At 69.7% G+C, this 21934-nt stretch carries 30 protein-coding genes; 17 read left to right on the top strand and 13 right to left on the bottom strand.

Going from position 1 to position 21934, the window contains the following annotated elements; all coding sequences use genetic code 11:
* Positions 1-10 precede the first annotated feature (10 nt).
* Entirely contained in the window at positions 11-496 is a 486-nt protein-coding gene (locus KY5_RS13110) for an isochorismatase family protein (RefSeq protein WP_098242415.1), read from the top strand.
* Between the two features lie 16 nt (positions 497-512).
* Here the strand turns inward: KY5_RS13110 and KY5_RS13115 are convergent, their stop codons facing one another.
* From KY5_RS13115 to KY5_RS13130, 3 genes are all read right to left on the bottom strand, one after another.
* Entirely contained in the window at positions 513-1082 is a 570-nt protein-coding gene (locus KY5_RS13115; RefSeq protein ID WP_098242416.1) for a VOC family protein, read from the bottom strand.
* A 271-nt stretch (positions 1083-1353) separates the two neighbouring features.
* The gene (locus tag KY5_RS13120; protein ID WP_234362717.1) at positions 1354-2004 is read right to left on the bottom strand and encodes a class I SAM-dependent DNA methyltransferase; all 651 of its coding nucleotides are present in this window, start codon (positions 2002-2004) and stop codon (positions 1354-1356) included.
* Between the two features lie 255 nt (positions 2005-2259).
* Positions 2260-2685 (bottom strand): hypothetical protein, encoded by a 426-nt coding sequence (locus KY5_RS13130; RefSeq protein ID WP_098242417.1) that lies wholly within the window; start codon positions 2683-2685, stop codon positions 2260-2262.
* A 78-nt stretch (positions 2686-2763) separates the two neighbouring features.
* On the opposite strand from KY5_RS13130, the gene KY5_RS13135 reads away from it, so the two are divergent.
* On the top strand, positions 2764-3594 hold the full coding sequence (locus KY5_RS13135; RefSeq protein ID WP_098242418.1) for a helix-turn-helix domain-containing protein: 831 nt from the start codon (positions 2764-2766) through the stop codon (positions 3592-3594).
* Here the strand turns inward: KY5_RS13135 and KY5_RS13140 are convergent.
* Together KY5_RS13140 and KY5_RS13145 are read right to left on the bottom strand one after the other, a co-directional pair.
* Positions 3564-3770: a hypothetical protein gene (locus KY5_RS13140; RefSeq protein WP_098242419.1), complete on the bottom strand. Its 207-nt coding sequence runs from the start codon at positions 3768-3770 to the stop codon at positions 3564-3566. The two genes, KY5_RS13135 and KY5_RS13140, sit on opposite strands and share 31 nt — an antisense overlap.
* 93 nt (positions 3771-3863) lie before the next feature.
* Positions 3864-5246, bottom strand: coding sequence for a glycine--tRNA ligase (locus KY5_RS13145; RefSeq protein ID WP_098242420.1), 1383 nt, complete (start codon positions 5244-5246; stop codon positions 3864-3866).
* Positions 5247-5478: 232 nt separating this feature from the next.
* Between KY5_RS13145 and KY5_RS13150 the strand changes: the two genes are divergently transcribed.
* The 4 genes from KY5_RS13150 (at position 5479) to KY5_RS13165 (ending at position 8638) form a co-directional block, all read left to right on the top strand.
* On the top strand, positions 5479-6441 hold the full coding sequence (locus KY5_RS13150) for a metal ABC transporter substrate-binding protein (protein WP_098242421.1): 963 nt from the start codon (positions 5479-5481) through the stop codon (positions 6439-6441).
* 32 nt (positions 6442-6473) lie between these two features.
* Complete coding sequence (locus tag KY5_RS13155; protein ID WP_098242422.1) at positions 6474-7256, top strand: metal ABC transporter ATP-binding protein; 783 nt, start codon at positions 6474-6476, stop codon at positions 7254-7256.
* An 11-nt stretch (positions 7257-7267) separates the two neighbouring features.
* On the top strand, positions 7268-8158 hold the full coding sequence (locus KY5_RS13160; RefSeq protein ID WP_098242423.1) for a metal ABC transporter permease: 891 nt from the start codon (positions 7268-7270) through the stop codon (positions 8156-8158).
* Positions 8159-8236: 78 nt separating this feature from the next.
* Positions 8237-8638 carry a Fur family transcriptional regulator gene (locus KY5_RS13165; protein ID WP_055549890.1) on the top strand — a complete coding sequence of 134 codons (402 nt, stop codon included), beginning with the start codon at positions 8237-8239 and terminating at the stop codon, positions 8636-8638.
* A gap of 124 nt (positions 8639-8762) precedes the next feature.
* Here KY5_RS13165 and KY5_RS13170 read toward each other — a convergent pair whose 3' ends face one another.
* Entirely contained in the window at positions 8763-9584 is an 822-nt protein-coding gene (locus tag KY5_RS13170; RefSeq protein WP_098242425.1) for an isoprenyl transferase, read from the bottom strand.
* 26 nt (positions 9585-9610) lie between these two features.
* Entirely contained in the window at positions 9611-10360 is a 750-nt protein-coding gene (gene recO, locus KY5_RS13175) for a DNA repair protein RecO (protein WP_055549887.1), read from the bottom strand.
* A 116-nt stretch (positions 10361-10476) separates the two neighbouring features.
* On the opposite strand from recO, the gene KY5_RS13180 reads away from it, so the two are divergent.
* Both KY5_RS13180 and KY5_RS13185 read left to right on the top strand, forming a co-directional pair.
* Entirely contained in the window at positions 10477-10746 is a 270-nt protein-coding gene (locus KY5_RS13180; RefSeq protein ID WP_098242426.1) for a hypothetical protein, read from the top strand.
* Entirely contained in the window at positions 10743-11147 is a 405-nt protein-coding gene (locus tag KY5_RS13185) for a PIN domain-containing protein (protein WP_199843057.1), read from the top strand. Before KY5_RS13180 ends, KY5_RS13185 begins: the two co-directional genes overlap by 4 nt.
* A 17-nt stretch (positions 11148-11164) precedes the next feature.
* On the opposite strand, the gene KY5_RS13190 is transcribed toward KY5_RS13185, so the two are convergent.
* Both KY5_RS13190 and KY5_RS13195 read right to left on the bottom strand, forming a co-directional pair.
* Complete coding sequence (locus KY5_RS13190; RefSeq protein WP_098242427.1) at positions 11165-11386, bottom strand: hypothetical protein; 222 nt, start codon at positions 11384-11386, stop codon at positions 11165-11167.
* Positions 11383-11607 carry a hypothetical protein gene (locus KY5_RS13195; protein WP_159072520.1) on the bottom strand — a complete coding sequence of 75 codons (225 nt, stop codon included), beginning with the start codon at positions 11605-11607 and terminating at the stop codon, positions 11383-11385. Before KY5_RS13195 ends, KY5_RS13190 begins: the two co-directional genes overlap by 4 nt.
* Positions 11608-11722: 115 nt before the next feature.
* Between KY5_RS13195 and KY5_RS13200 the strand changes: the two genes are divergently transcribed.
* Together KY5_RS13200 and KY5_RS13205 are read left to right on the top strand one after the other, a co-directional pair.
* Positions 11723-12565, top strand: a complete 843-nt coding sequence (locus KY5_RS13200; RefSeq protein WP_098247225.1) for a helix-turn-helix domain-containing protein — start codon at positions 11723-11725, stop codon at positions 12563-12565.
* Positions 12547-12741, top strand: coding sequence for a DUF397 domain-containing protein (locus tag KY5_RS13205; RefSeq protein WP_098242429.1), 195 nt, complete (start codon positions 12547-12549; stop codon positions 12739-12741). The genes KY5_RS13200 and KY5_RS13205 overlap by 19 nt, the downstream gene beginning before the upstream one ends.
* 42 nt (positions 12742-12783) lie before the next feature.
* Here KY5_RS13205 and KY5_RS13210 read toward each other — a convergent pair whose 3' ends face one another.
* Positions 12784-14256, bottom strand: a complete 1473-nt coding sequence (locus KY5_RS13210; RefSeq protein WP_098242430.1) for a membrane-associated oxidoreductase — start codon at positions 14254-14256, stop codon at positions 12784-12786.
* 779 nt (positions 14257-15035) lie between these two features.
* Here KY5_RS13210 and KY5_RS13220 point away from each other — a divergent pair.
* The 4 genes from KY5_RS13220 (at position 15036) to KY5_RS13235 (ending at position 17627) form a co-directional block, all read left to right on the top strand.
* Entirely contained in the window at positions 15036-15488 is a 453-nt protein-coding gene (locus KY5_RS13220) for a hypothetical protein (protein ID WP_159072521.1), read from the top strand.
* Positions 15489-15742: 254 nt separating this feature from the next.
* Entirely contained in the window at positions 15743-16312 is a 570-nt protein-coding gene (locus KY5_RS13225) for a hypothetical protein (RefSeq protein WP_098242433.1), read from the top strand.
* Positions 16313-16664: 352 nt separating this feature from the next.
* Positions 16665-17075 (top strand): hypothetical protein, encoded by a 411-nt coding sequence (locus KY5_RS13230; RefSeq protein WP_098242434.1) that lies wholly within the window; start codon positions 16665-16667, stop codon positions 17073-17075.
* Between the two features lie 162 nt (positions 17076-17237).
* Positions 17238-17627 (top strand): hypothetical protein, encoded by a 390-nt coding sequence (locus KY5_RS13235; RefSeq protein ID WP_098242435.1) that lies wholly within the window; start codon positions 17238-17240, stop codon positions 17625-17627.
* A gap of 11 nt (positions 17628-17638) precedes the next feature.
* On the opposite strand, the gene KY5_RS13240 is transcribed toward KY5_RS13235, so the two are convergent.
* On the bottom strand, positions 17639-18370 hold the full coding sequence (locus tag KY5_RS13240; RefSeq protein WP_098242436.1) for an alpha/beta fold hydrolase: 732 nt from the start codon (positions 18368-18370) through the stop codon (positions 17639-17641).
* A gap of 240 nt (positions 18371-18610) precedes the next feature.
* On the opposite strand from KY5_RS13240, the gene KY5_RS13245 reads away from it, so the two are divergent.
* Positions 18611-19000, top strand: coding sequence for a hypothetical protein (locus KY5_RS13245; RefSeq protein ID WP_199843058.1), 390 nt, complete (start codon positions 18611-18613; stop codon positions 18998-19000).
* On the opposite strand, the gene KY5_RS13250 is transcribed toward KY5_RS13245, so the two are convergent.
* Entirely contained in the window at positions 18994-19818 is an 825-nt protein-coding gene (locus KY5_RS13250) for an isocitrate lyase/PEP mutase family protein (protein WP_098247226.1), read from the bottom strand. The two genes, KY5_RS13245 and KY5_RS13250, sit on opposite strands and share 7 nt — an antisense overlap.
* On the opposite strand from KY5_RS13250, the gene KY5_RS41770 reads away from it, so the two are divergent.
* Entirely contained in the window at positions 19817-20104 is a 288-nt protein-coding gene (locus KY5_RS41770; RefSeq protein WP_159072522.1) for a hypothetical protein, read from the top strand. The two genes, KY5_RS13250 and KY5_RS41770, sit on opposite strands and share 2 nt — an antisense overlap.
* A 14-nt stretch (positions 20105-20118) precedes the next feature.
* Complete coding sequence (locus tag KY5_RS13255; RefSeq protein WP_098242437.1) at positions 20119-20799, top strand: AIM24 family protein; 681 nt, start codon at positions 20119-20121, stop codon at positions 20797-20799.
* A 12-nt stretch (positions 20800-20811) separates the two neighbouring features.
* Here the strand turns inward: KY5_RS13255 and KY5_RS13260 are convergent, their stop codons facing one another.
* Positions 20812-21867 carry a PP2C family protein-serine/threonine phosphatase gene (locus KY5_RS13260; RefSeq protein ID WP_098242438.1) on the bottom strand — a complete coding sequence of 352 codons (1056 nt, stop codon included), beginning with the start codon at positions 21865-21867 and terminating at the stop codon, positions 20812-20814.
* Positions 21868-21934: the final 67 nt, after the last annotated feature.

A 21934-nucleotide genomic window follows, 5' to 3' on the forward strand; every position in this document is an offset into this window, starting at 1 on the left:
GAAGGCCGCACTGCTCCCAACGCTCACACCGACGCTCGCCGACCTCGTCGAGCGGGCGCGGCAGGAAGGGGTTCCTGTCGTGTGGGTCCAGCACGACGACGAGGGGCTCGTGAAGGGGAGCGACGGCTGGCGGATCGTCCCCGAGCTCACCCCCGAGGACGCCGAGCCGCTCGTCGGGAAGAGCTACGGCGACTCCTTCGAGGACACCACGCTGGAGGCCGTGCTCTCGGGGCTCGGGGTGGGGCGGCTCGTGGTCGTCGGCGCGGAGACCGACGCGTGCGTCCGCTCGACGCTCCACGGCGCGTTCGTCAGGGGGTACGACGCGGCGCTGGTCGGCGACGCCCACACCACAGTCGACAAGACGGCGTGGGGTGCGCCGCCACCGGACCAGGTCATCGCGCACACGAACCTGTACTGGAGCCGCCAGAGCGCGCCTGGCCGGACGGCCGGGACGGTCACGACCAAGGACGTCGTCTTCGACCCAGCCGGTCCGTGACGTCAGGCGTCAGGCGTCAGCGCCAGTTGTTGTTGCTGGTGTGGTCCCCCGCGAGCCAGCGGCCGAGGTCGGCGTGGGCCGTGGCGCGTCGTTCCGCGTCGATCTTCTCCACGTCGGGGTGGTCGACAGCGAACTCCAGGATCAGGCCGTTGGGGTCCGTGATGTACAGCGAGACGCAGAAGCCGTGGTCGAGCACGTGGGGGTTGGCCTGCGGATAGTCCGCGGCGGTGACGCGCTCACGGATCGCGTCCTGGGTCTCCGCCTCGACCTTGAAGGCGATGTGGCGCAGGGGGGTGGTGTTGATGCCGGTCTTGAACTCCTCCTGGTCCTTGGGGTCGGCGAACTGGAAGAAGGCGAGCGCGCTGCCGTCGGCCAGGCCGTAGAGGGTGTGGCAGTAGGCGCGCTCGGCCCCGGACAGCACCTCGCGCTCGGTCCACGTGGCCACCAGGGGCAGGCCGATCACGTCCTCGTAGAAGTGCCGGTTGGCTTCCTGGTCGTCGGTGATCCACGCGTGATGGTGGAGGCGGAGGGGCTGGGTCCGGGAGGCGTTGAGCTCGGTCCGGGGCTCGGTCATGGTCTGCGTCATGTCGGGTCATCTCCCTTGGTCAGATGGGGTGTTGGGCCGGGCCCCCGAGGGGGCGATCGACCCACTGACCAGCATGCGCCTCACTTAGGTTGAATGTTAAATCAATTCGGGTCATTGTCCGCACGCCGGGACGGCGCCTCCGGGGCGCCGGAGCGACACCCCTCCACCCCGCCTCCGCACGTCGGCAGCCGGATGGCCGAGGCCGACCCGGCGCACGGGCAGTGGCGAAAAGTAGTTGAACGTTAATTAACTTACGGAGCGCTCCGGGGCGTCACACCACTCGCATCAACAGATGACCCCTGCGGAACCTCTCCCCCTCACGGGGCTCCCGCAGCATGCGGCCGATTTCCGTGAAGCCGGACCGCGTCGCCAGCTCCGCGAGGCCGTCCACCGGCCAGCGGTACGCCGTGGTCACCTTGTGGTCGAACGGGGTGACCGGGGCGCCCTCCGACTCGAAGAACGCGAGCAGGAGGTGGCCGCCGGGGGCGAGGACCCGGTGGAACTCCTCGAAGTAGGGCGGGAGTTGCGCCGGGGGCGTATGGATCACCGAGTACCAGGAGACGACGCCGGACAGGCCCCCGTCCGGCAGGTCCAGGGCGTCCATCGAGCCGACCTCGAAACGGATGTCCGGGTGAGCGGCGCGCGCCAGGCCGATCATCACCGGCGACAGGTCCACGCCGAAGGCGTCCAGACCCAGGTCCCGCAGGAGCGCCGTCACGGGGCCGGGGCCGCAGCCCAACTCCGCTACGGGTCCCGCGCCTTCGGTCCGCACGTGGTCGGCGAACGCGGCGATCCACGCGCGGTCCAGAGAGGGGGCTTCGAGGTCGTCGCGGGGCATTCCCGCGTACACGGTGGCGATGGCGTCGTAGGCGTCCGCCGTCTCACCGAGGTGGGTGGAGGAGGGGGCCGCGGAAGGGGTCACGGAGGAAGTCACGGAGGAAGTCACGGATCGAGTCACAGGCGGACCCTAGGGGGTGCCACTGACATCCCCGCCGGACAGGGCCTAGGGCCTGTCGTCAAACTCCCGTCGTCGCCCGAAGGGCGGCCCCGCGGCGTCTGGTGCGTGCGATCGCAAGGCGCCGGGATGTCCTCGTAGTGGACCTACTCGGGCATTCCGGCAACGCCGCGAGCGTGCGTGCCAGACGTCGCGGGGCAGACGGGAGTTTGACGACAGGCCCTAGAGCCCCTCCTCCGTCGGCCGGTGCTCCACGTACTCGATCACCGTGCCGTCCCGGTGCCGGGCCGTGAAGCCCGAGCCCGTCGGGACCTTGATCAGCGGGTCCGTGATCTCCGCGCCCTCCCGCACGAGGCGTTCCAGGTACGCCTGCGCCGAGTCGACGAGCAGCGTGCCGTGGGTCGCGCGGAAGGGGGCCAGGGTCTCCTCCGTGCCCTCGATCAGGAGGAAGGCGCCCACCACGGCGAGGGCGAGGTTCTTCTCGGGGTAGGCGAACCACATGTCGCGTTCCGTGCCGAGCAGCCGCTCGTAGGACGACGCCAGGGCGTCCAGGGTGCCCGGGCCCGTGTAGACGCGGATGAAGGGGCGGGGTTCGGTCAGGTCCGTGGAGTCGTTGCGGCGGCGCCACATCACAGGGGTTTCGGTCATGGGGCAAGCCTCGGGCCCCGCGCGCGGCCCGACCAGCGGGGCAACCATGGGGGTGAGTACGGGTCATAGGCTGAGGTCATGGAGACGACCACGGCAACCACCGCGCTCCGGCAGCGGCTCGGCGGGTTCCTGCGCGCCTACCGCGAGCTCCTCTCCCCCGGCGACGTCGGACTGCCGCACACCCCACGGCGCCGCGCGAAGGGGCTGCGCCGCGAGGAGGTCGCCGCGCTCTCCGGCGTCTCCGTGGCCTGGTACACCTGGATCGAACAGGGCCGCGTGGACACCTCGCGGCAGGTCCTCGACTCGGTCGCCCGCGCGCTCCGGCTCGACGAGGCGGCCCACCGGCACGCGCTGGCCCTCGCCGGGTTCGCCCCCGCCGCGGAGGGGCGCACCACCTCGTACGACCCGAACCTCCGTGCCGTGCTGGACTGTTGGCCCGACAGTCCGGCGCTGCTGCTCGGCCCCGCCCTGGACATCCTCGCCTGGAACCGCGCGTACGCCGCCGTGTGGCCCGACCCCGACGACCTCCCCGAGGACCGGCGCAATCTGCTGCTCCTGCTGGTCGGGGACGCCCCGCACCAGCGCGTACTGCCCGACTGGGAGCCCGTCGCGATGGACCTGCACCGGCACTTCCGCACCCGTGCGGACCGCCGCCCCGAAGCCGAGGACCTCGGGCGGCTCGCCGGACGGCTCGACTCCGTACGCCCTGACCTGGCGGACTGGTGGACGTGCCGGTCGGTCGGCGACTTCGCCCCTCGGACGGTCGAGCTCACGCCGGGGGGCGAGGGCACGCCCCGGGCGTACGGCATGACGCTGCTGCTCGCCCCGCGGCCGCAGGACGCCGCCGTCCTCGTACAGACCCCTCAGACCTCTGGTACTCAGCCCGCCGACGGGTCCACCGTCGCCTGATGCTCCTGCGTCAGGTGCTCCTCGGCCTTGAGCCACGGCAGGAACTGCGCCTTCCTGCGCCACCCGCAGGTCCCGCAGCTCAACTCCCGCTGCCTGCCCGCCTTCTGGACCTGCACGACGTGCTCGCGCCCGTGCTGGTCCCATCTGCTGACCTTGCTCGTGGTGAGGGGAAGCATGCGCCCCAGTGTGCACGGAAGCCCCCGGTTCCATAACCCGGAACCGGGGGCTTCCTCAAGGCTTCACGACTTCACTCAGAGAACGTACGAACGTCAGCAGCCCACGAGGCGGGTGGCGAGGTAGCCCTCGATCTGGTCGAGGGAGACGCGCTCCTGCTTCATGGTGTCGCGCTCGCGCACGGTCACCGCGTTGTCGTCCAGGGTGTCGAAGTCGACCGTCACGCAGTACGGCGTGCCGATCTCGTCCTGGCGGCGGTAGCGGCGGCCGATGGCGCCCGCGTCGTCGAACTCGATGTTCCAGTTCTGCCGCAGCGCCGTCGCCAGGCCCTTGGCCTTGGGCGAGAGCTCCGGGTTGCGGGAGAGCGGCAGGACCGCGACCTTCACCGGGGCGATGCGGTGGTCGAAGCGCATGACCGTGCGCTTCTCCAGCTTGCCCTTGGCGTTGGGCGCCTCGTCCTCGAAGTACGAGTCGAGCAGGAAGGCGAGCATGGTGCGGCCCAGACCGGCCGCGGGCTCGATGACGTACGGGGTGTAGCGCTCGCCCGCCTCCTGGTCGAAGTAGGAGAGGTCCTGGCCGGACGCCTTGGAGTGCGCGGTCAGATCGTAGTCGGTGCGGTTGGCGACGCCCTCCAGCTCGCCCCACTCGCTGCCGCCGAACTGGAAGCGGTACTCGATGTCAGCGGTGCGCTTGGAGTAGTGGGAGAGCTTCTCCTTCGGGTGCTCGTACCACCGCATGTTCTCCTCGCGCAGGCCCAGGCCGGTGTACCAGTTCCAGCGCTGCTCCATCCAGTACTCCTGCCACTGCTCGTCCTCGCCCGGCTTGACGAAGAACTCCATCTCCATCTGCTCGAACTCGCGGGTCCGGAAGATGAAGTTGCCGGGCGTGATCTCGTTGCGGAAGGACTTGCCCGTCTGCGCGATGCCGAACGGCGGCTTGCGGCGCGAGGTCTGCTGGACCTGGGCGAAGTTGGTGAAGATGCCCTGCGCGGTCTCGGGGCGCAGGTAGGCGACGGAGCCGCTGTCCTGGGTCGGGCCGAGGTGCGTGGCGAGCATGCCGGAGAACTGCTTGGGCTCGGTGAACTGGCCCTTGGTACCGCAGTTGGGGCAGTTGATGTCCGCGAGGCCGTTGGCCGGCGGGCGGTTGTGCTTGGCCTCGTACGCCTCTTCCAGGTGGTCGGCGCGGTGGCGCTTGTGGCAGGAGAGGCACTCGGTGAGCGGGTCGGAGAAGGTCGCGACATGGCCGGAGGCCTGCCAGACCTCGCTCGCCAGGATCACCGACGAGTCGATGCCGACGACGTCCTCGCGCGAGGTGACCATGTAGCGCCACCACTGGCGCTTGAGGTTCTCCTTCAGCTCGACGCCGAGCGGCCCGTAGTCCCAGGCGGCACGCTGGCCGCCGTAGATCTCACTGCAGGGAAAAACGAAGCCACGGCGCTTGCTCAGGCTGACGATGGTGTCGATCTTGTCGGCGGCCACGGTGCTCTCTTCATTGCGACGTCGGATAAGGCAGGTGCGGCGCGAAGCGCCTCGTTGGGGGGTGGCGGTCGGGAGACGGGTGGGCGAAGCAAGTACTGCCGGAGCAGCGGCTTCGGGAGCGAATGCTTCAGGTTACCGGCGGCCTTACCCCCCTAATCAAATCGGTTCCCCACACACGTCCAAACCGAGGGCTTGTTGACAATCGTTTCCACATTTGTTGAAAATGAGTGTCATGAACGTACGACGCCTCATACCCACCGCCGCCCTTGCCTCCGCCACCGTCCTCGGCCTCACCGCGCTGACCGCGTGCTCCACGTCGGCCGCGAGCGACAACGACGGCAAGCTCGACGTGGTGGCGTCGTTCTACCCCATGCAGTACCTCGCGGAGCAGATAGGCGGCAGCCACGTCTCCGTCACCAACCTCACCGAGCCCGGCCAGGAGCCGCACGACCTGGACGTCTCCGCCCAGCAGCGCGGACAGCTCGAGGAGTCCGACGTCGCGCTCTACCTCAAGGGCCTCCAGCCCGCCGTCGACGACGCGATCGACCAGTCCGGCATCAAGACCAAGGTCGACGCCGCATCGCTGACCAGCACGGAGAAGCACGGCAACGAGGTCGGCGGGCACGCCGACGAGCACGACCACGACGATCACGGCCACGACCACTCGCACGAGGGCGCCGACCCGCACATCTGGCTGGACCCGGTGAAGTACGCCGAGGTCGCCGAGGGCGTCGGCAAGGCCCTGGAGAAGGCCGACCCGGACAACGCGGCGACGTACGAGAAGAACACCGCGAAGCTGGTGAAGAAGCTCGGTGGCCTGGACAAGTCCTTCGAGGACGGCCTGAAGAACACCAAGAGCAAGGTCTTCATCACCACCCACGCCGCCTTCGGCTACCTCGCCGAGCGCTACGGCCTCACCGAGGAGGCCATCAGCGGCCTGGACCCCGAGGCCGAGCCCAGCGCCAAGCGCGTCAAGGACCTCCAGAAGATGGCGAAGGCCGACGGCGTCACCACCGTCTTCTACGAAACGCTCGTCAGCGACAAGACGGCGCAGACCCTCGCCAAGGACACCGGCCTGAAGACCGACGTGCTCGACCCCATCGAGGGCATCACCGACAAGTCCAAGGGCGACGACTACATCCAGGTCATGGAGTCCAACCTCAAGGCCCTGCAGAAGGCCCTGGGCGCCAAGTGACCCCCACCCCCGCGGCTACGGAGGCACGAGCCATGAGCGAGCAGGCCGACACCGACGAGGCCGTCGTATCCCTGCGCGAGGTGACGGCCGAGCTCGGCTCGCGCCCCGTCCTGCGCGGCATAGACCTGCGGGTCGGGCGCGGTGAGGTCGTGGCGCTGCTCGGCGCCAACGGCTCGGGCAAGTCCACGGCCGTACGCACGATCATCGGCCAGGTCACGGCCACCGGCGGCGACGTCGAGATCTTCGGCACCCCGCGCCGCAGGTTCCGCGACTGGGCCCGCGTCGGGTACGTCCCGCAGCGCACCACGGCCGCGGGCGGCGTGCCCGCCACCATCACCGAGGTCGTCTCGTCGGGGCGGCTCTCGCGGGCCCGCTTCGGCGTCCTGCGCAAGGCCGACCGCGAGGCCGTGGCCCGCGCCATCGACCTGGTGGGGCTCGCCGACCGCGCCAAGGACTCCGTCGACGCGCTCTCCGGCGGGCAGCACCAGCGCGTGCTCATCGCCCGCGCGCTCGCCGCCGAGCCGGAGCTGCTGATCATGGACGAGCCGATGGCGGGCGTCGACCTGGCCAGCCAGGAGATCCTCGCCGCGACGCTGCGCGAGCAGGTCGCCAAGGGCACCTCGGTCCTGCTGGTCCTGCACGAACTCGGCCCGCTCGAACCGCTCATCGACCGCGCCGTGGTCCTGCGCGACGGCTGCGTCCTGCACGACGGTCCTCCCCCGGAGGCCGTCGGCCAGCACGCGCTGCCCGGCCACGACCACGTCCACCCGCACACCGCCGACGCGGAGCCGGTCCGCACCGGCCTGCTGACCTAAGGACCCCGGCGATGGAACTCCTCAACTACGCCTTCATGCAGCGGGCCCTGCTCGCCGCCGTCCTGGTCGGCATCACCGCGCCCGCCGTCGGCATCTACCTGGTGCAGCGCCGCCAGGCCCTGATGGGCGACGGCATCGGCCACGTCGCGATGACCGGTGTCGGCCTCGGCTTCCTGCTCTCCACCTCGCCCGTGTGGATGGCGACGGCGGTCGCGATCGTCGGCGCCGTCGCGATGGAGCTGATCCGCTGGTACGGCAAGACGCGCGGCGACATCGCGCTCGCGATGCTGTTCTACGGCGGCATGGCGGGCGGCGTCATGTTCATCAACCTCGCCCCCGGCGGCTCGAACGCGAACCTCCAGTCGTACCTCTTCGGCTCGCTCTCCACGGTCTCCGAGGAGGACGTCTCGGCGATCTGCCTGCTGGCCGCCTTCGTGGTCCTGGTCACGGTCGGTCTGCGTCGGCAGCTCTTCGCGGTCAGTCAGGACGAGGAGTTCGCGCGCGTGACGGGCCTGCCCGTGCGCGCCCTGAACCTGCTCACCGCCGTCACCGCCGCGGTCACGGTCACCGTCGCCATGCGCGTCGTGGGCCTGCTGCTGGTCTCCGCGCTGATGGTGGTGCCGGTCGCGGCCGCCCAGCAGCTCACCCGGAGCTTCGCCGCGACCTTCGCGGTCTCGGTGGCGATCGGCGTCGCGGTGACGCTCGGCGGCACCGTGACCTCGTACTACCAGGACGTACCGCCCGGCGCGACGATCGTCCTCCTCACCATCGGCGTCTTCATCGCCCTGACGATCCTCGCGACGCCGCTGGCCAGGCGCAGAGCCCGTGCGGCGGCGGCCGCCCAGGCCGGGGGCGACCCCGCGGAGTGCGCGGTTCCGGCGCAGGCGGGGGCCAAGCTCTGACCTGAGCTCAGGCTTACCTGGCACAATGGCCCGGCAGGCTTGAGCACGAGACCAGAGCGCAGACACGAGGAGGTAACCGTGGGAGCCCCGGTTCGAGGCAGGTCGACCCGCCAGCGGGCGGCAGTGGCGGCGGCGCTCGACGACGTGGACGAGTTCCGCAGTGCGCAGGAGCTGCACGACATGCTCAAGCACAAGGGCGACTCCGTCGGCCTCACCACGGTCTACCGCACCCTCCAGTCGCTCGCCGACGCGGGCGAGGTCGACGCGCTGCGCACCAGCGAGGGCGAGACGGTCTACCGCAGGTGCTCCACCGGCGACCACCACCACCATCTGGTCTGCCGCGTCTGCGGCAAGGCCGTCGAGGTGGAGGGCCCCGCCGTCGAGAAGTGGGCCGAGGCGATCGCCTCGGAGCACGGGTACGTCAACGTGGCGCACACCGTGGAGATCTTCGGGACGTGCGCGGAGTGCGCGAGCAAGTAGGCGCCCCTACAGGGAAGGGCCCGCACCGTCCTGACGGTGCGGGCCCTTCCCTGTAGGGGCGTGGGGAACTGCGCGACCAGCCCCCACCAACCCGCAGACGTGGACCGTATGTCCCGCGGAGCGCCTAGCTCTCGGCGATCTGCTGCTCATTGGGGATGGCCCCACCGAAGCGGCGGTCGCGCGCGGCGTACTCCAGGCAGGCCCGCCACAGGTCGCGCCGGTCGAAGTCCGGCCACAGCACGTCCTGGAAGACCATCTCGGCGTACGCGCTCTGCCAGAGCAGGTAGTTGGAGGTGCGCTGCTCGCCGCTCGGGCGCAGGAACAGGTCGACGTCCGGCATGTCCGGGTAGTACAGGTACTTCGCGAAGGTCTTCTCGCTGACCTTGGACGGGTCGAGCCGCCCCGCCTTCACGTCCTCGGCGAGCGCCTGCGCCGCGTCCGCGATCTCGGCCCTGCCCCCGTAGTTCATGCAGAAGTACAGGGTCAGCTTGTCGTTGCCCTTGGTCTGCTCCTGGGAGATCTCCAGCTCCTTGGCGACCGACTTCCACAGCTTGGGCATCCGCCCCACCCAGCGCACCCGGATGCCGAGTTCGTCGAGCTGGTCGCGGGTCTTGCGGATGAAGTCGCGGTTGAAGTTCATCAGGAACTTCACCTCGTCGGGCGACCGCTTCCAGTTCTCCGTGGAGAAGGCGTAGAGCGAGATCGCCCCGACGCCCATCTCGATGCCGCCCTGCAACACGTCGAGGACGCGCTCGGCACCCACCTTGTGCCCCTCGGTGCGCGGCAGACCGCGCTCCTTGGCCCACCGGCCGTTCCCGTCCATGACGATGGCGACGTGCCTGGGCACCAGCTCACCGGGGATCTTCGGCGGCCGCGCGCCCGAGGGGTGCGGCTCGGGGGTCGTGTACTCACGGCGGGACCGTCCGAGGATTCCGCGTCGTGCCATGGGGGACTCTCTCCTAGCTACTGGCTTCAGTTCTTCTCTACGTACCGCAGGGAACGCAGTCCGCGCTCCAAGTGCCAATGCAGATAGGCGGAAACGAGCCCACTGCCCTCCCTGGCGTGCCGCGCCTCGCACGCGTCCGCCGTCGCCCAGTCGCCGGTGAGCAGGGCGGCGAGGAGCGTGAGGGCCTCCGCCGAGGGTACGACGCTGCCCGGCACCCGGCAGTCGACGCAAATCGAGCCGCCCGCGGCGACCGAGAAGAACCGGTTCGGCCCGGGCATCCCGCACTTCGCACAGTCGTTGAAGCTCGGCGCGTAGCCGTTCACGGCGAGGGAGCGGAGCAGGAAGGCGTCCAGGACGAGATGGGGCTCGTGCTCCCCGCGGGCGAGCACCCGCAGCCCGCCGACGAGCAGGAGGTACTGCTGCACGGCGGGCTCGCCCTCGTGGTCGGTGAACCGTTCCGCCGTCTCCAGCATGGCCGTACCGGCGGTGTAGCGGGCGTAGTCCGTGACGATCCCGCTACCGTACGGAGCGATCGTCTCACTCTGCGTGCACAACGGGAGCCCGCGCCCGACCAGTTCGCTGTTGCGCGCGAAGAACTGCACGTCGACGTGGGAGAACGGTTCGAGTCGCGCCCCGAACTTCGACTTGGTCCGCCGCACCCCGCGCGCGACAGCGCGTACGCGGCCGTGACCGCGCGTGAGTATCGTGATGATGCGGTCCGCCTCACCCAGCTTCTGGGTGCGCAGCACGATGCCGTCGTCGCGGAACAGGCTCATGGGCCCATTCTCGCGCACGGGACCGCGTGCGCGGCGCCGAGGCCGTCCTACCTCGTACCGGTGAACGTGGCCGGTCCGGCTGGGGCGGCACCGGCCACGCCGGTAAGACTCAGAGTATGAGCCTGGAACGCGTCACCATCACCATCCCCAGCGAGACGCTCGAGGCCGCCAAGTCTGCTGCCGAACGCGAAGGTTTGAGCGTCTCCGCCTGGCTGTCACGGGCCGCCGACCACGCCGCGAAGATCGAAGCCGGGCTGGCCGCGGCGGAGGAGGCCATGGCGCGCCTCGATCCCCCGACACCGGAGGAACAGGAATGGGTGGACGCCGTCATGGATGACGCCACACGCTCCGAGCACACGGGGAACCAGTCGCGAGGCGCCGCGTGAGCACTCTGAAGCCGTTCGTGTACGACGCCGGGGCCCTGATCGCCGCCGAGCGGAACCAGGTCGCCTTCTGGCGAACGCATCGCTCCTATCTGACCGCCGGTGGCATGCCCCTGGTACCCGCGTCCGTCGTGTCCCAGGCGTGGCGGGACGGCGCCCGCCAGACCCAGATCGCATGCCTGCTCAGTGGCTGCGACGTGCCGCCCCTGGACCACCCCCTCGCCCGGAGCATCGGCGAGCTCTTAGGGCAGGCCGACACCTCCGACCCGGTGGACGGCGCCGTCGCGGTGATCGCCGCGCGGCTCGGAGCCCGAGTCTTCACCTCGGACCCCGACGACATCCAACACCTCCTGGATCACCTCGGCCCGGCCGGTAAGCACGTCAGAGTCTGGCCCTTGCGCTGAAGCCCCGGAGGGCACACTCAAGGCACCTCCCCCCGGCTCCGCGCGTTCGCATACGCCGTCGCCGCGCGCATCCGCTCCTCCGTGGTCGCCGTGCGGGCCGCCTCCGGCGCACAGTCCCACTCCCTGCCCCCGCCGTACGGGCGCAGCTGCACGTAGGGCCCCTCGTGGCCCATGACCCTGCCGATGCGACCGCTCCGGGTGTCCACGACGTACGCGCCTACCGGCAGGGGAAGGTTCACGCCGCACTCCTCAACGCGGCGGCCAGGCGAGCCGCCACATCGGCGGAACAACCGCCCAATTCGATGCGCGGGCAGGGCGCTTCGCGAGCGAGCGAGGCTTGGTCGATCCGCAATGACGGCAGGGTAATTCCCGCCCGCGTGAGCGCGTCGCGCAATTCCTTCACGGTATCCTCCGCCTGTTCGATACATGCCACTGCGTGGTGCTTCGATTCCGCTTTCACGTGGTTCCCCTCGGGCTGTGGATTTCACTCTTCGCCCTCCTACGGTGACGGAGTCCACCTACACTCGGCAGGAGTCTGTCCGCTACAACTGCGGGGCATGGGGAGGCGGTTGGCCATGGCCAATGGTTCGCGTGGATCACGACAGGCGGCGTGGGAGTTCTTCGGCGCGGAGCTCAAGCGGAGGCGTGAGGACGCGGGGTTCTCCCAGTCGGTGCTGGGGGCGCGGGTTTTTGTCTCCGGTGGGTACATTGGGCAGTTCGAGCAGGCAATTCGAAAACCACAGCTGGATGTGGCGGAGCGGATCGACGAGGCCCTGCAAACCGACGGCTTTTTCGAGCGGATGTGCCGCAAATTGATCGACGACAAGCGCTATGCGGATTACTTCGCGGCGGTCGTCGAGCTCGAAGCCCTGGCCACACGGATCTGCGAGTTCGCACCGACGCTCGTCCCTGGCCTGCTCCAGACCGCCGCGTACGCACACGCGGTGACGCTCGCGGCGAACCCGTTCGTCACGGACGCGTACGTGGAGGACATCGTCACCGCCCGCATGGAGCGGGCGGGCATCCTCAAGGACGCTACAAGGCCCGAGTATTGGGTGGTCCTGCACGAGAACACGCTGTACATCCCGGTGGGCGGGCCGACCGTGATGGCACAGCAGCTGGACCATGTCGCGGCGCTGATGCGGGAGCGGCAGGTGTTGGTGATGGTGCTTCCGTACGAGGGGGGAGCACATGCCTGCATGGGCGGAGCTCTGAAGCTCATGGAGTTCGACGACGCCCCGCCAACGCTCTATACAGAAACGGAGTATTCGGGAACCCTCGTCGACGAACCGGTAGTGGTGAAGCACGCGCAGCGCACATACGATCTACTCAGGGGCGCCGCGCTGTCGCCGGAGGCGTCCCTCGCCCTGGTCGAATCGGCGGCTGAGGACTACAGACGATGCACGAGTACGACCTGAGCACCGCACGCTGGCGCAAGAGCAGCTACAGCAACGGCCAGGGTGGCGACTGCGTCGAGGTGGCCGACGGAGTCCCCCGCGTAGTCCCTGTCAGAGACAGCAAAGTGCCACAGGGTCCCACCCTGGTGATCGGCGCCAAGGCCTGGTCCACGTTCATCGGGTGGGCGCCCCTTTAGGGGCGCGGGGAACTGCGCGACCAGCCCCCACCAACCCGCAGGCTACTGACGGCTGATCGCCCTCGAAACTCCCGCCGCGATCGTCGTCGCAAGCGTCCACCCCAGCACCACCAACGCGTACCCGAACCACTGATACGCCCCCTGCGCGGCATACGAACCCTCCTGCCCGAAGTCGACGATCGGCAGCAGCAGGTCCAACGTGTAGAAGACCGGATTGAACTCCGGCGCCTCCTCAGGCTTCAACGCGGACGGCTCATGCACGGCGAACGTCACCGCCCCGACCAGCAGCAGCGAGAGCAACCACACCGCCGCCCGCGTGGGCCGAAAGCCATAGCCGACGGTCCAGTCCTGGAGATACCCCCACGTCCTGGCGTACCAGGAAAGCGTCGCCCGATGCCTCCGCTGCTTGGCAAGCTGCACGGTGCGGGCCGCCCCGTCATCGCCGAGCCGGCGATACGCCGCGGTGAGCTGCTCGTACGCGTACGGAACGTACCCGTCAACGTCCCGTTCGAGCACCCGAAGCCACCGTTCCGCCGGTTCGTGCGGACTGAGCCGCGTGTACGTCAGGCCGTCGAGACGGACCTTGTCCGGCCACATCTCGGTGGCCAGGTGCAGGAGGTCGAGTTGGCAGCCGCGCAGGGTGACCGCGCCGTCGATGCGCTCGGCCACGTGCAGGTCGAGCACGCCCGTGACCAGTCCGCTGGCACGCAGGGCGGTGCCGCCGGGATTGGAGAGGCGGGCATCCTCGAAGTTGAGAGGGCCCGCGACGCGCGCGCCCGGCAGGTTGACGCGTCCTTCCGCCCTCAGCCGCATCGCATGCAGACCGGATCCGGCGTTGAGGCCGGACGCGTGCAGGGACGTACCCCCGGGGTTGCTCAGCACCGCGTCGTCGAAGGTGATGTTCCCGGCGATCACCGCGCCCGCGAGGCGGACCATGCCATGGACGACGAGGCCCCCGTCGGCCTGGAGGTCGTCGTCGATGGTGGTGCGGTTGAGCGCGAGGACGGGCTCGTCGAGCGCGACGCCCTCCTCGCCGAGGTGCGCTCCCTCCAGGAACACCGCCCCGGAGATCCGCGCGCCACCGAGCCGTACGGGCCCACGGACCCGGCACCCGGTCATCCGCAGGGAGCCGTCCACCCGGAGGGATGTCCCGTTCATGCCGGGCAGCACGGACCACCCCAGATTGATCTGCCGCAACCGCGCCCCGTACAGGTCGAGTTCCTCGTCGAAGTGGCAGGCCCACATGTGCAGGGGGACCGCGACCTCCGCGTACTGAAGGTCGAGCACTCCACTGATACGAGCACCATGGAGCCGCAGGAACGGGACCTCCCCCTCCACGCGCGGCCCACCGACGAGCAACGCCCTCAACACCTCGGCCCGCACGGTCCGTTCGGGTCCCCACTCGGCACCGGACGTCGCGGGTTCCCTCGGCCGCACCCGGAAGTCGACGGAACCCCCGAGCGCGTACGCTTCCCACACCCGCCGCTCGGCGCCGGTCAGTTGACTGATGTCCACCGGCGCGACTCTAGGCGAAGGCGCCGGGGGGCCAGTGCCGCTGCGGGAGGAAACCGGCCTGACCGGTGGTGGGGCCGCTCAGGCCCCACCACCCGCCCTGACACCCATCCGGAAACCCGCCACCGAAACGAGTCATCACATGCCTCTGTCCGACCCCGGATACGAGAAGGCATCTCCCGACGTCACATCCGCCAGGAACAGTCTCGCCGCTCACGTACGACAAGAGCTGGAGCGGGCCGGTATCCCCGCCGCTCTGCTGGACATGCGGACTCCGGCAAGCCCGCCGGGCGCGGAGATCGAGTGCGACCTCGGGGCCGACGCGGCGGGAGGGGTTTTCGTCCAGTGGAATGCCGGCCAATCCCTTCGGGACGCCGCTGGCGAGAGCCTCATGAAGCAGGACTTGCAAGCACCCGCCGTCAAACACAACGGAGCCGTAGGCTCCGCCATGTGCGCCGCGATGGTAGGGATTCTTCGATCCGCCGGATTCCAGGCCGTGGAATCGGAAGATGACATGCGCCCGTTCACCGTTGAAGTACAAGGCTGGTCGGATCCTGCGAGTTGAGCCGCACGCCGGCCGTTTGGCGCCGCGCGGAACAGCTGCGAGTCGTCGACCCGCGGGGGCGATGGCGTCGAGGCCGGACGGCACCGACCGGCCCCAGGTTCAGCCCACGCCACCCGGCGCACGCGTGGCGACTCGGGCGGTCCTCTTCTCATGCGATGAGGAGGTCCGTAGCCTTTTGCATCGACCATCCGAGTCTCGCTGCATGGGCTGAGGACACGTGGACACTGCGAGTCTGCTTCTGATCGGCGCAGCAGGCGGAGCGGCACGGGGGATCGTGCACGCGTACGACTGCATGTCCGAATGGCTCGTGCGGCGGCGGGAGTTCCGGCTGTCCGAGCAGCCCGCGACGGAGGGGCCTCCCGCGTTCGGCACGTTCTACGACATCGCGGGCGAGAGCATCGCGGCAGTGGTGCACACCGTGCTGGGGGCCGGGGTGGCGATGCTCATGGCCTCCTGGGGCCAGGTCAGTGGGGGCTTCGCGACCTTCGCCGTCGGGGCGTCAGCTCCCTTGATCCTCGTGCAACTCAAACACTCCCGGCTGGCGGAGATCGTCATCGGCGACTCCAACGCACCGCAGAGCACTCAGCCGCATGGCCTCCAGCCACCGACGATCGGGCCGCCCAACGAGCAGACCGGACCCCGGCGCCCGGACCCGGGCGGCACCGAATGACCCGGCCCACACTGCTCCGCCGGGCCGCCGCGGCCACGATCGGGGTCGACCGACGCCCGAGCCGTGACCGCGCCCTTCCTCCGGCGCGGAGCCTCACGCTGCCGCGCAGGGCCGCCGCCGCAGTCATCGGTGTCCGTACGTACCGTCTGTCCGCGAGAGCAACGGAAGCGGCACCGGCTCCGGAGACAGGGAGGGCGGAGGCTCGGAGGGGGGATACGGAGAGGGCGGGCGTCGGCTCAACGTCCGCTCCGGCCTTGCTGGAGCCCCTCGGCCCGCCCGAAAAGCCTCGGCCGGGGGAGAGGCCGCGCCGTGGACTCGTCCTGGCCGCGGCCGCCGCCGTCATGGCCATCGCCTTCGGCGCCTATGCCTACCACCACGAGGACACCGCGGTGAAGACCGAGCCTGCGGCCGGCCCGTTGGACATGTACCTCGGCACCTGGCGGGCCACGCTCCGCAACGACCTCGGCAAACACACCCGGAGGCTCGTGATCCGGCCGGGCGGCGTGGCTGACACGGTGATGACGCTGACGGCGGACGGCCCGCTGGGCCAAGGACGCACGTACCACTGCGTCTTCACGGCAAAGCTGGAGTCCGCCACGTTCAGCAGCCTCCGGCTGAGCGAGTCGACGGTGGCTTCGGGCAAACCTCCCAGTTCCTGTGCGACAGGGACCGCCTCAACGCTGATCCTGCTGAGCGAGAACACACTGCGACGCGTCAACGAGGGCAACAAGGACCGACTGACGTACACCCGCACCTCGAACGCTTGGGACCCCCCACGTACCGGCCCCCCGCTGCCGCACGGGTTTACCCGCACTCCCGACTAACGCCCAGGTTTACCCCCGCCCGCGTCTCGGCGACTTGGACGAAAGCTTCCTCTCGGCATGCCGAGCGGCTCCGGACGGGAGCGTCATGAGCGGAGTCTTCTCCGTCGGCGACACCATGTTCAACGAGCTTCAACTCAAGCGTTTCGTAACGGAGTTGAACCGGCTCCGAAACGGGAGAAGAACGGCACGGTGCGGAAGCTCATCGCGGCGGCCGAGTTCGCGATCGCCTCGTTCGAAGGGCAAGCGCCCCGCTTCGAGCGGGGCGCCCGCTGCCGCCTTGGCCTATTTTGACCAGTACGCCAAAGCGGGCCGGGCACGTGGATTCCTGAGACAGAGGCAAGAAGGCACCATCATGAGCTACGGCTTGACCCTCTACAGGTTCGTGGACGGCGAGATGTCCAGGGTGGACATCGAAACGGTGAGGCCGCTCCTGGCCGCGTACGACGCCGCGCCGGGAAGGGCCGCTGAGGATTCTCCGGAATTCTGGGTGCGGGCCCCTGACGGCAGCGAGGCGGAAGTGAGCGTCTCGGACGGCATCATTGCTGTCGAGCGCCCGCAGGCCGGCGAGGTGTGGAAGGTCGTCATCGGCTTGATCAACCAGACCGGTACGGGTGTTCTCCTTGCCGACGGCAGGTTCCTCTGTCCGGACGGCATGCGCGAGCACCTTCCCGCGGGCATGGCGGACGACTCCGTCTTCGTCCCGGAGATCACGCTGGAAACCTTGGAGCGGATTGCCGGACCTTTCACGCATCCGCTGGCGTAGCAGGCTCTGCGGCAGGTTGAGAGTGTGAGTCGCTGAAGGTGTGCCCCTGCTTTTGAGCGGGGGCACACCCCTCACCCCGCATGCTGGAAGGCAGGTTGCGGTGGCACCGGGCGGAGCGATTGAGCGGCACATCGCATCTGGCATTCACCATTGGAGGGATTTGTGAGTTACGACATCTTCGTGTGCCGGTTCGTGGACGGTGAACCAGCCGTGCTGGACAAGGAAGTCGCGCACGAAGCCCTTGACCCCTACGTGACGGCGAGGGACGAGAATTTCCTCCAGATCAAGGCAGGAAGCGATGGGGGGAGTGCGGATATTCACTTCAGCTCCGACACCAACATCACAATCAACCATCTCGGGGGAGATGAGATCATGAACGTCATCGTCGAGCTCGTACGGCGGACGGAATCCTCCCTCATCCTGCCTGGTGGAACGGTGGTCCTCAGTCGAGACGAAGACCGTGAATGTCTACCTGAGAGCATCAGGGACGGATGGGAAGTCGCCGTCGCGTCAACAGGCGAGGAAATCACGCGAGCGATCCGGGAATCTTGATTCTTTCCCACTCAGCCGACAGCAGGCAGCTGCCGGGCGAAGCGGCGGACGGCGTCAGTGAAAGCGGCCGGGTCGTCGAAGTTCGCGAGGTGTCGGGCCCTCGGGATCAATTCGACGCGAGCGTGCGGATGCGCGCGGGCGAAGTCCGCCTCGCCCGCGCGGAAGAGGGTGTCCTTCTCGCCGTTGAGGATGAGGACCGGAGCCTTCACATGACGCATCGCCCCCACGTCGAAGCGTCCGAGCACTTCGCCCCAAGCCGCCGGCAGGGCATGGAAGGCATAGCCGGAACGGATGGTCGCCTCCACCACTTCCCGTGGGTACTGGCGCCGCAGCAACCGATCGTTCCACCGGGTCAGCCGGTCCGCCGACACACGGGGCACCTGCCTGGCGACCCAGCGATAGGGCGCTGTCCAGAGCCCACGGGTAGCCGCACTGGCTCCCGCGAGGACCAGCCCGCGCAGTCGTTCCGGGCAGTGCCGCGCGAACTCCAGCGAGGCGTATCCACCGAGCGAGTGCCCGACGACCAGGGCGGGACCGCGGTCGAGCGCGTCCACCGCAGAAGCGATGATCTCCGTGGCGGCGCGCAGGCTCCAGGGTTGGGCCGAGCGCTCTCCATGACCGGGCAAGTCGACCGCCACTACCGGGAATTCGTCCCGGAGCGCGGCCAACTGCACGCTCCACTGGCCCGCGCTGAAGCGCGTCCCGTGGACGAAGACGATGGGTACCGCGTCTGCCGCTGTCATCAGTTACCAATTCCCCCCGGACAGCACCCTACTTCGTCGGGGATTCCACTGCCGCGACGGTTTACTCCGCACCCGGCTAACGCCCAGGTTTACCCCTGATCGACACCCGTGGGTTGACGCCTGCCACCGCGCTCCCCGCGTAACTTCTCCGCTCGTCGGCGAGTACGCCGACGACCACGGACAACCGTCGATGACCATCGATGACCACAGGGGGAAACACTCGTGCGCATACGTTCACGCATGGCTCCGATCGCGCTGACCGCCGTCATGCTCGGAGGAGGAATGGCCGCCGCGACCGCCACGGCGGCGAGCGCCGACGCGCCGAAGGGCGGGGCCCAGATCCAGTCCTGCTACGGCAGCGCGAAGAACTACAAGGCCGTCGGCGACGGGAGCACCGCGATCTGGCCCGCCGGTACCGCCTGGGCCAGGACCACCAGCAACTGCGCGGACATCAACATCAAGGTGAACTACAACCGCCACGTCAAGGTCTGCTACCGCCACGGCTGCGGGGACTACCAGTACGCCAAGGCGGGCGAGTGGAAGGTGATCGGCAACAACGTGCCGAACGGGTGGGAGTTCTACCTGGAGTTCTCCGGCGGAAACGACGGAACGGGCAAGGTCGCCTACTGACCCGGGGCTGACGCCCATGGGGCGGCCGCGTCGGACAGCGCCTGCGTCTCGTCGTACGACGGGACGCGGGCGGGCACCGGGACGCCCCGGGCCACCGACTCGGCCGCCGCCACCGCCGCGCCGAGCGCCGCGCGGAACAGCAGCGAGCCGGTGCTGACCCTCCGGACGCCCGCCTCCGCGAGCTCGGCGAGGGAAGGTCCTTCCGGTGCGTGGAGGACGTTCAGCGGGGTGGCGCCGAGGCCCGCGACCAGCTCCGCGACGGCCCGCACGTCCCACAAACCGGGGACGAACACCCCGTCCGCGCCCGCCTGTTGGTAGGCGGCGAGCCGGTCGGCCGTCTCCGCCGCCGCCCCGGCGCCCGGCAGCCAGTACGTGTCCGTGCGGGCGTTGACGAAGAGCCGGTCGGACACGGACTCGCGTACGGCCCGGAGGATCTCGCTCTGGTGCCCGGTCTCGCGCAGCGTGCCGTCGGGGCGGCCGTCCTCGATGTTCACGCCGACGACTCCGGCGTCCGCCAACTCGCGGACCAGGGTGGCGACTTCCTCCGGTCTGTCGCTGAAGCCGCCCTCGATGTCGACGGTGACGAGGGCGTCGGTGCGGGCCAGGCCGCGGGCCAGCCGTACGGTGTCCGCGCGGGCGGCACCCGCCCCGTCCGGGAGTCCCGCGGCTGCGGCCACGCCCAGACTGGTCGTACCGATCGCGCGGAAGCCCGCGGCGATGAGCGCGGCGGCCGAGGCGTGGTCCCAGGCGTTGGGCAGGACCAGGGGGGCACCGGTGCGGTGGTGCAGGTCGCGGAACTCCTCGTACCGAAGCGTCATGGCACGAACGTACGGGCGCGACGCTTCGGTGCGGGCCGAAGTGCGCCCGGTCGGCGCGTCACTCCTCGCGGACGGGGAAGTGACGAGCGGACCGCGCGGCTCCTCCAGGAGCGCTGGGGCGCACTCGTCCGTCGTCTGCTTCACCATGCTGCACATCAGGGACACCATGAACACGGTGTCCCCGGCCGGGCTCCCCGACCGCCTGAAGGCCGTGGGCTTCACTGAGGTGGCGGTGGACCTTCATCCGCGGAGCGGGGCACCGCGCTTCCGCGCACACAAGCCATAGCCCAAGATGTGGGCATGAAGAGTGACCTGTTCTCCAGCGACCACATGGCACAGCCGGCCCACGTGCCCGGCATGACCCTCCAGAACGCCAAGTCCATCAAGTACGCCGTCAACGGCGAGATGCTCGCGCGCCAGGGCGCGATGATCGCCTACCGGGGCAGCCTCCAGTTCGAGCGGAAGAGCCAGGGCGGCGTCGGTGGTCTGCTCAAGCGGGCGGTGACCGGCGAGGGGCTGCCGCTGATGGCCGTGCGCGGCCAGGGCGAGGCGTGGTTCGCGCACGAGGCGCAGAACTGCTTCATAGTCGACGTCGAGCCCGGCGACGTCCTCACCGTCAACGGCCGCAACGTCCTCTGCTTCGACGCGACCCTCTCGTACAAGATCGAGACGGTGAAGGGCGCGGGCATCACCGGCGGCGGCCTGTTCAACAGCGTCTTCACCGGCACGGGCCGCCTCGGCCTCATCTGCGAGGGCAACCCCCTGGTCATCCCGGTCACCAAGGACCAGCCGGTGTACGTCGACACGGACGCGGTCGTCGGCTGGACCGCCGGCCTCGGCACCTCCCTGCACCGCTCGCAGTCGATCGGCTCGATGATCCGCGGCGGCTCGGGCGAGGCGGTCCAGCTGATGCTCCAGGGCGAGGGCCACGTCATCGTCCGCCCGAGCGAGGCGACTCCGCAGAAGCCGCAGCAGCACTGAGGAGGGGCCCGGTCAGCAGCGGGGCGCGGGGGTCCGCCCCGGCGCCGACTGCTCGGCGGCCGGGACCGGGGGCGGCTCCGCCACCTCGGCAGGCTGGCACAGCACCAACGCCACATCATCAACGAGCGGCGCTCCCGTGTGACCGGTCAGGAGGGCGTACAGCGTGTCGAGCGCGTCGCACGGGAGTGGTGTGGTCAGTGCCTGCGTGACTCCCTGGAGCAGGGGAAAGTCGGCGCCGGTCGCGTCCCGTGCCTCGCTCAGGCCGTCCGTGTAGAACAGCACCCTGTCCCCGGGCTGCAGCCACCCGCGCCACAGGGTGGGCCGGGGGCCTAGGCCCAACGGCGCGGTGTGGTCCGGGGGTTCGAGGAGTTTCGTCAGCTGGCCCACGCGCAGCGGTGCGGGGTGGCCGCAGTTGACCAGTCTGACCTCGCCCGGCACGAACTCGGCGAAGAGCGCCGTCACGAAGTCCTCGGGGCCGAGCTCCGCGCCGATGCGGGCGTCCAGTGCGCTCGCCAGGTCGGTCAGGCGGGGCGTGAGGTAGGCGAGGTCGCGGAACGCCCTGAGCACCCCGGCCGAGATCCGCAGCGCGTCCAGGTCGTGGCCGCGCACGTCGCCGATGAACACCCGGGTGCCGTACGGCGTGTGGGCGATGTCGTACACGTCGCCGCCCACCGTCGCCCCCTGGACGGGGCAGTAGTGCCGGGTGCAGACGTCGATGTCGCCGATCCGTTCGGCGAAGGGGCGCAGGATCGCGCCCTGGGCCGCCCGCGCCACCTCGGTGGCCCTGGCGAGCGCGGCTGCCTGCCCGGTGCGCCGGGCGGCGACGGTGACGGCGAGCCCGCCGCCGGTGAGCAGCGCGAGGAAGTCGAGGGGGAAGGGCGGCGACGCAGAGAAGCCGCGCCCCGCCCCGGCGAGGAGGGCGAGGAGGGCGGTCCAGCAGACCGTGGCGGCCGTGTGCGCGACGCCGAACCGCAGGCACGTGGCGAGCGGGCCGATCAGCAGCGCGGCGGTGGCCGGTTCCCAGCCCGCGAAGACTCCGGGGGCGGCGAGGACGGAGCAGACGGTCATGGGAAGTACGCGGGCGGCTCCCGCGCCCCACCCGTCACGGCCGGTACCGGTACCGGTACCGCACTGC

Source organism: Streptomyces formicae (assembly GCF_002556545.1).
GTDB classification, from domain to species: Bacteria; Actinomycetota; Actinomycetes; order Streptomycetales; family Streptomycetaceae; genus Streptomyces; species Streptomyces formicae_A.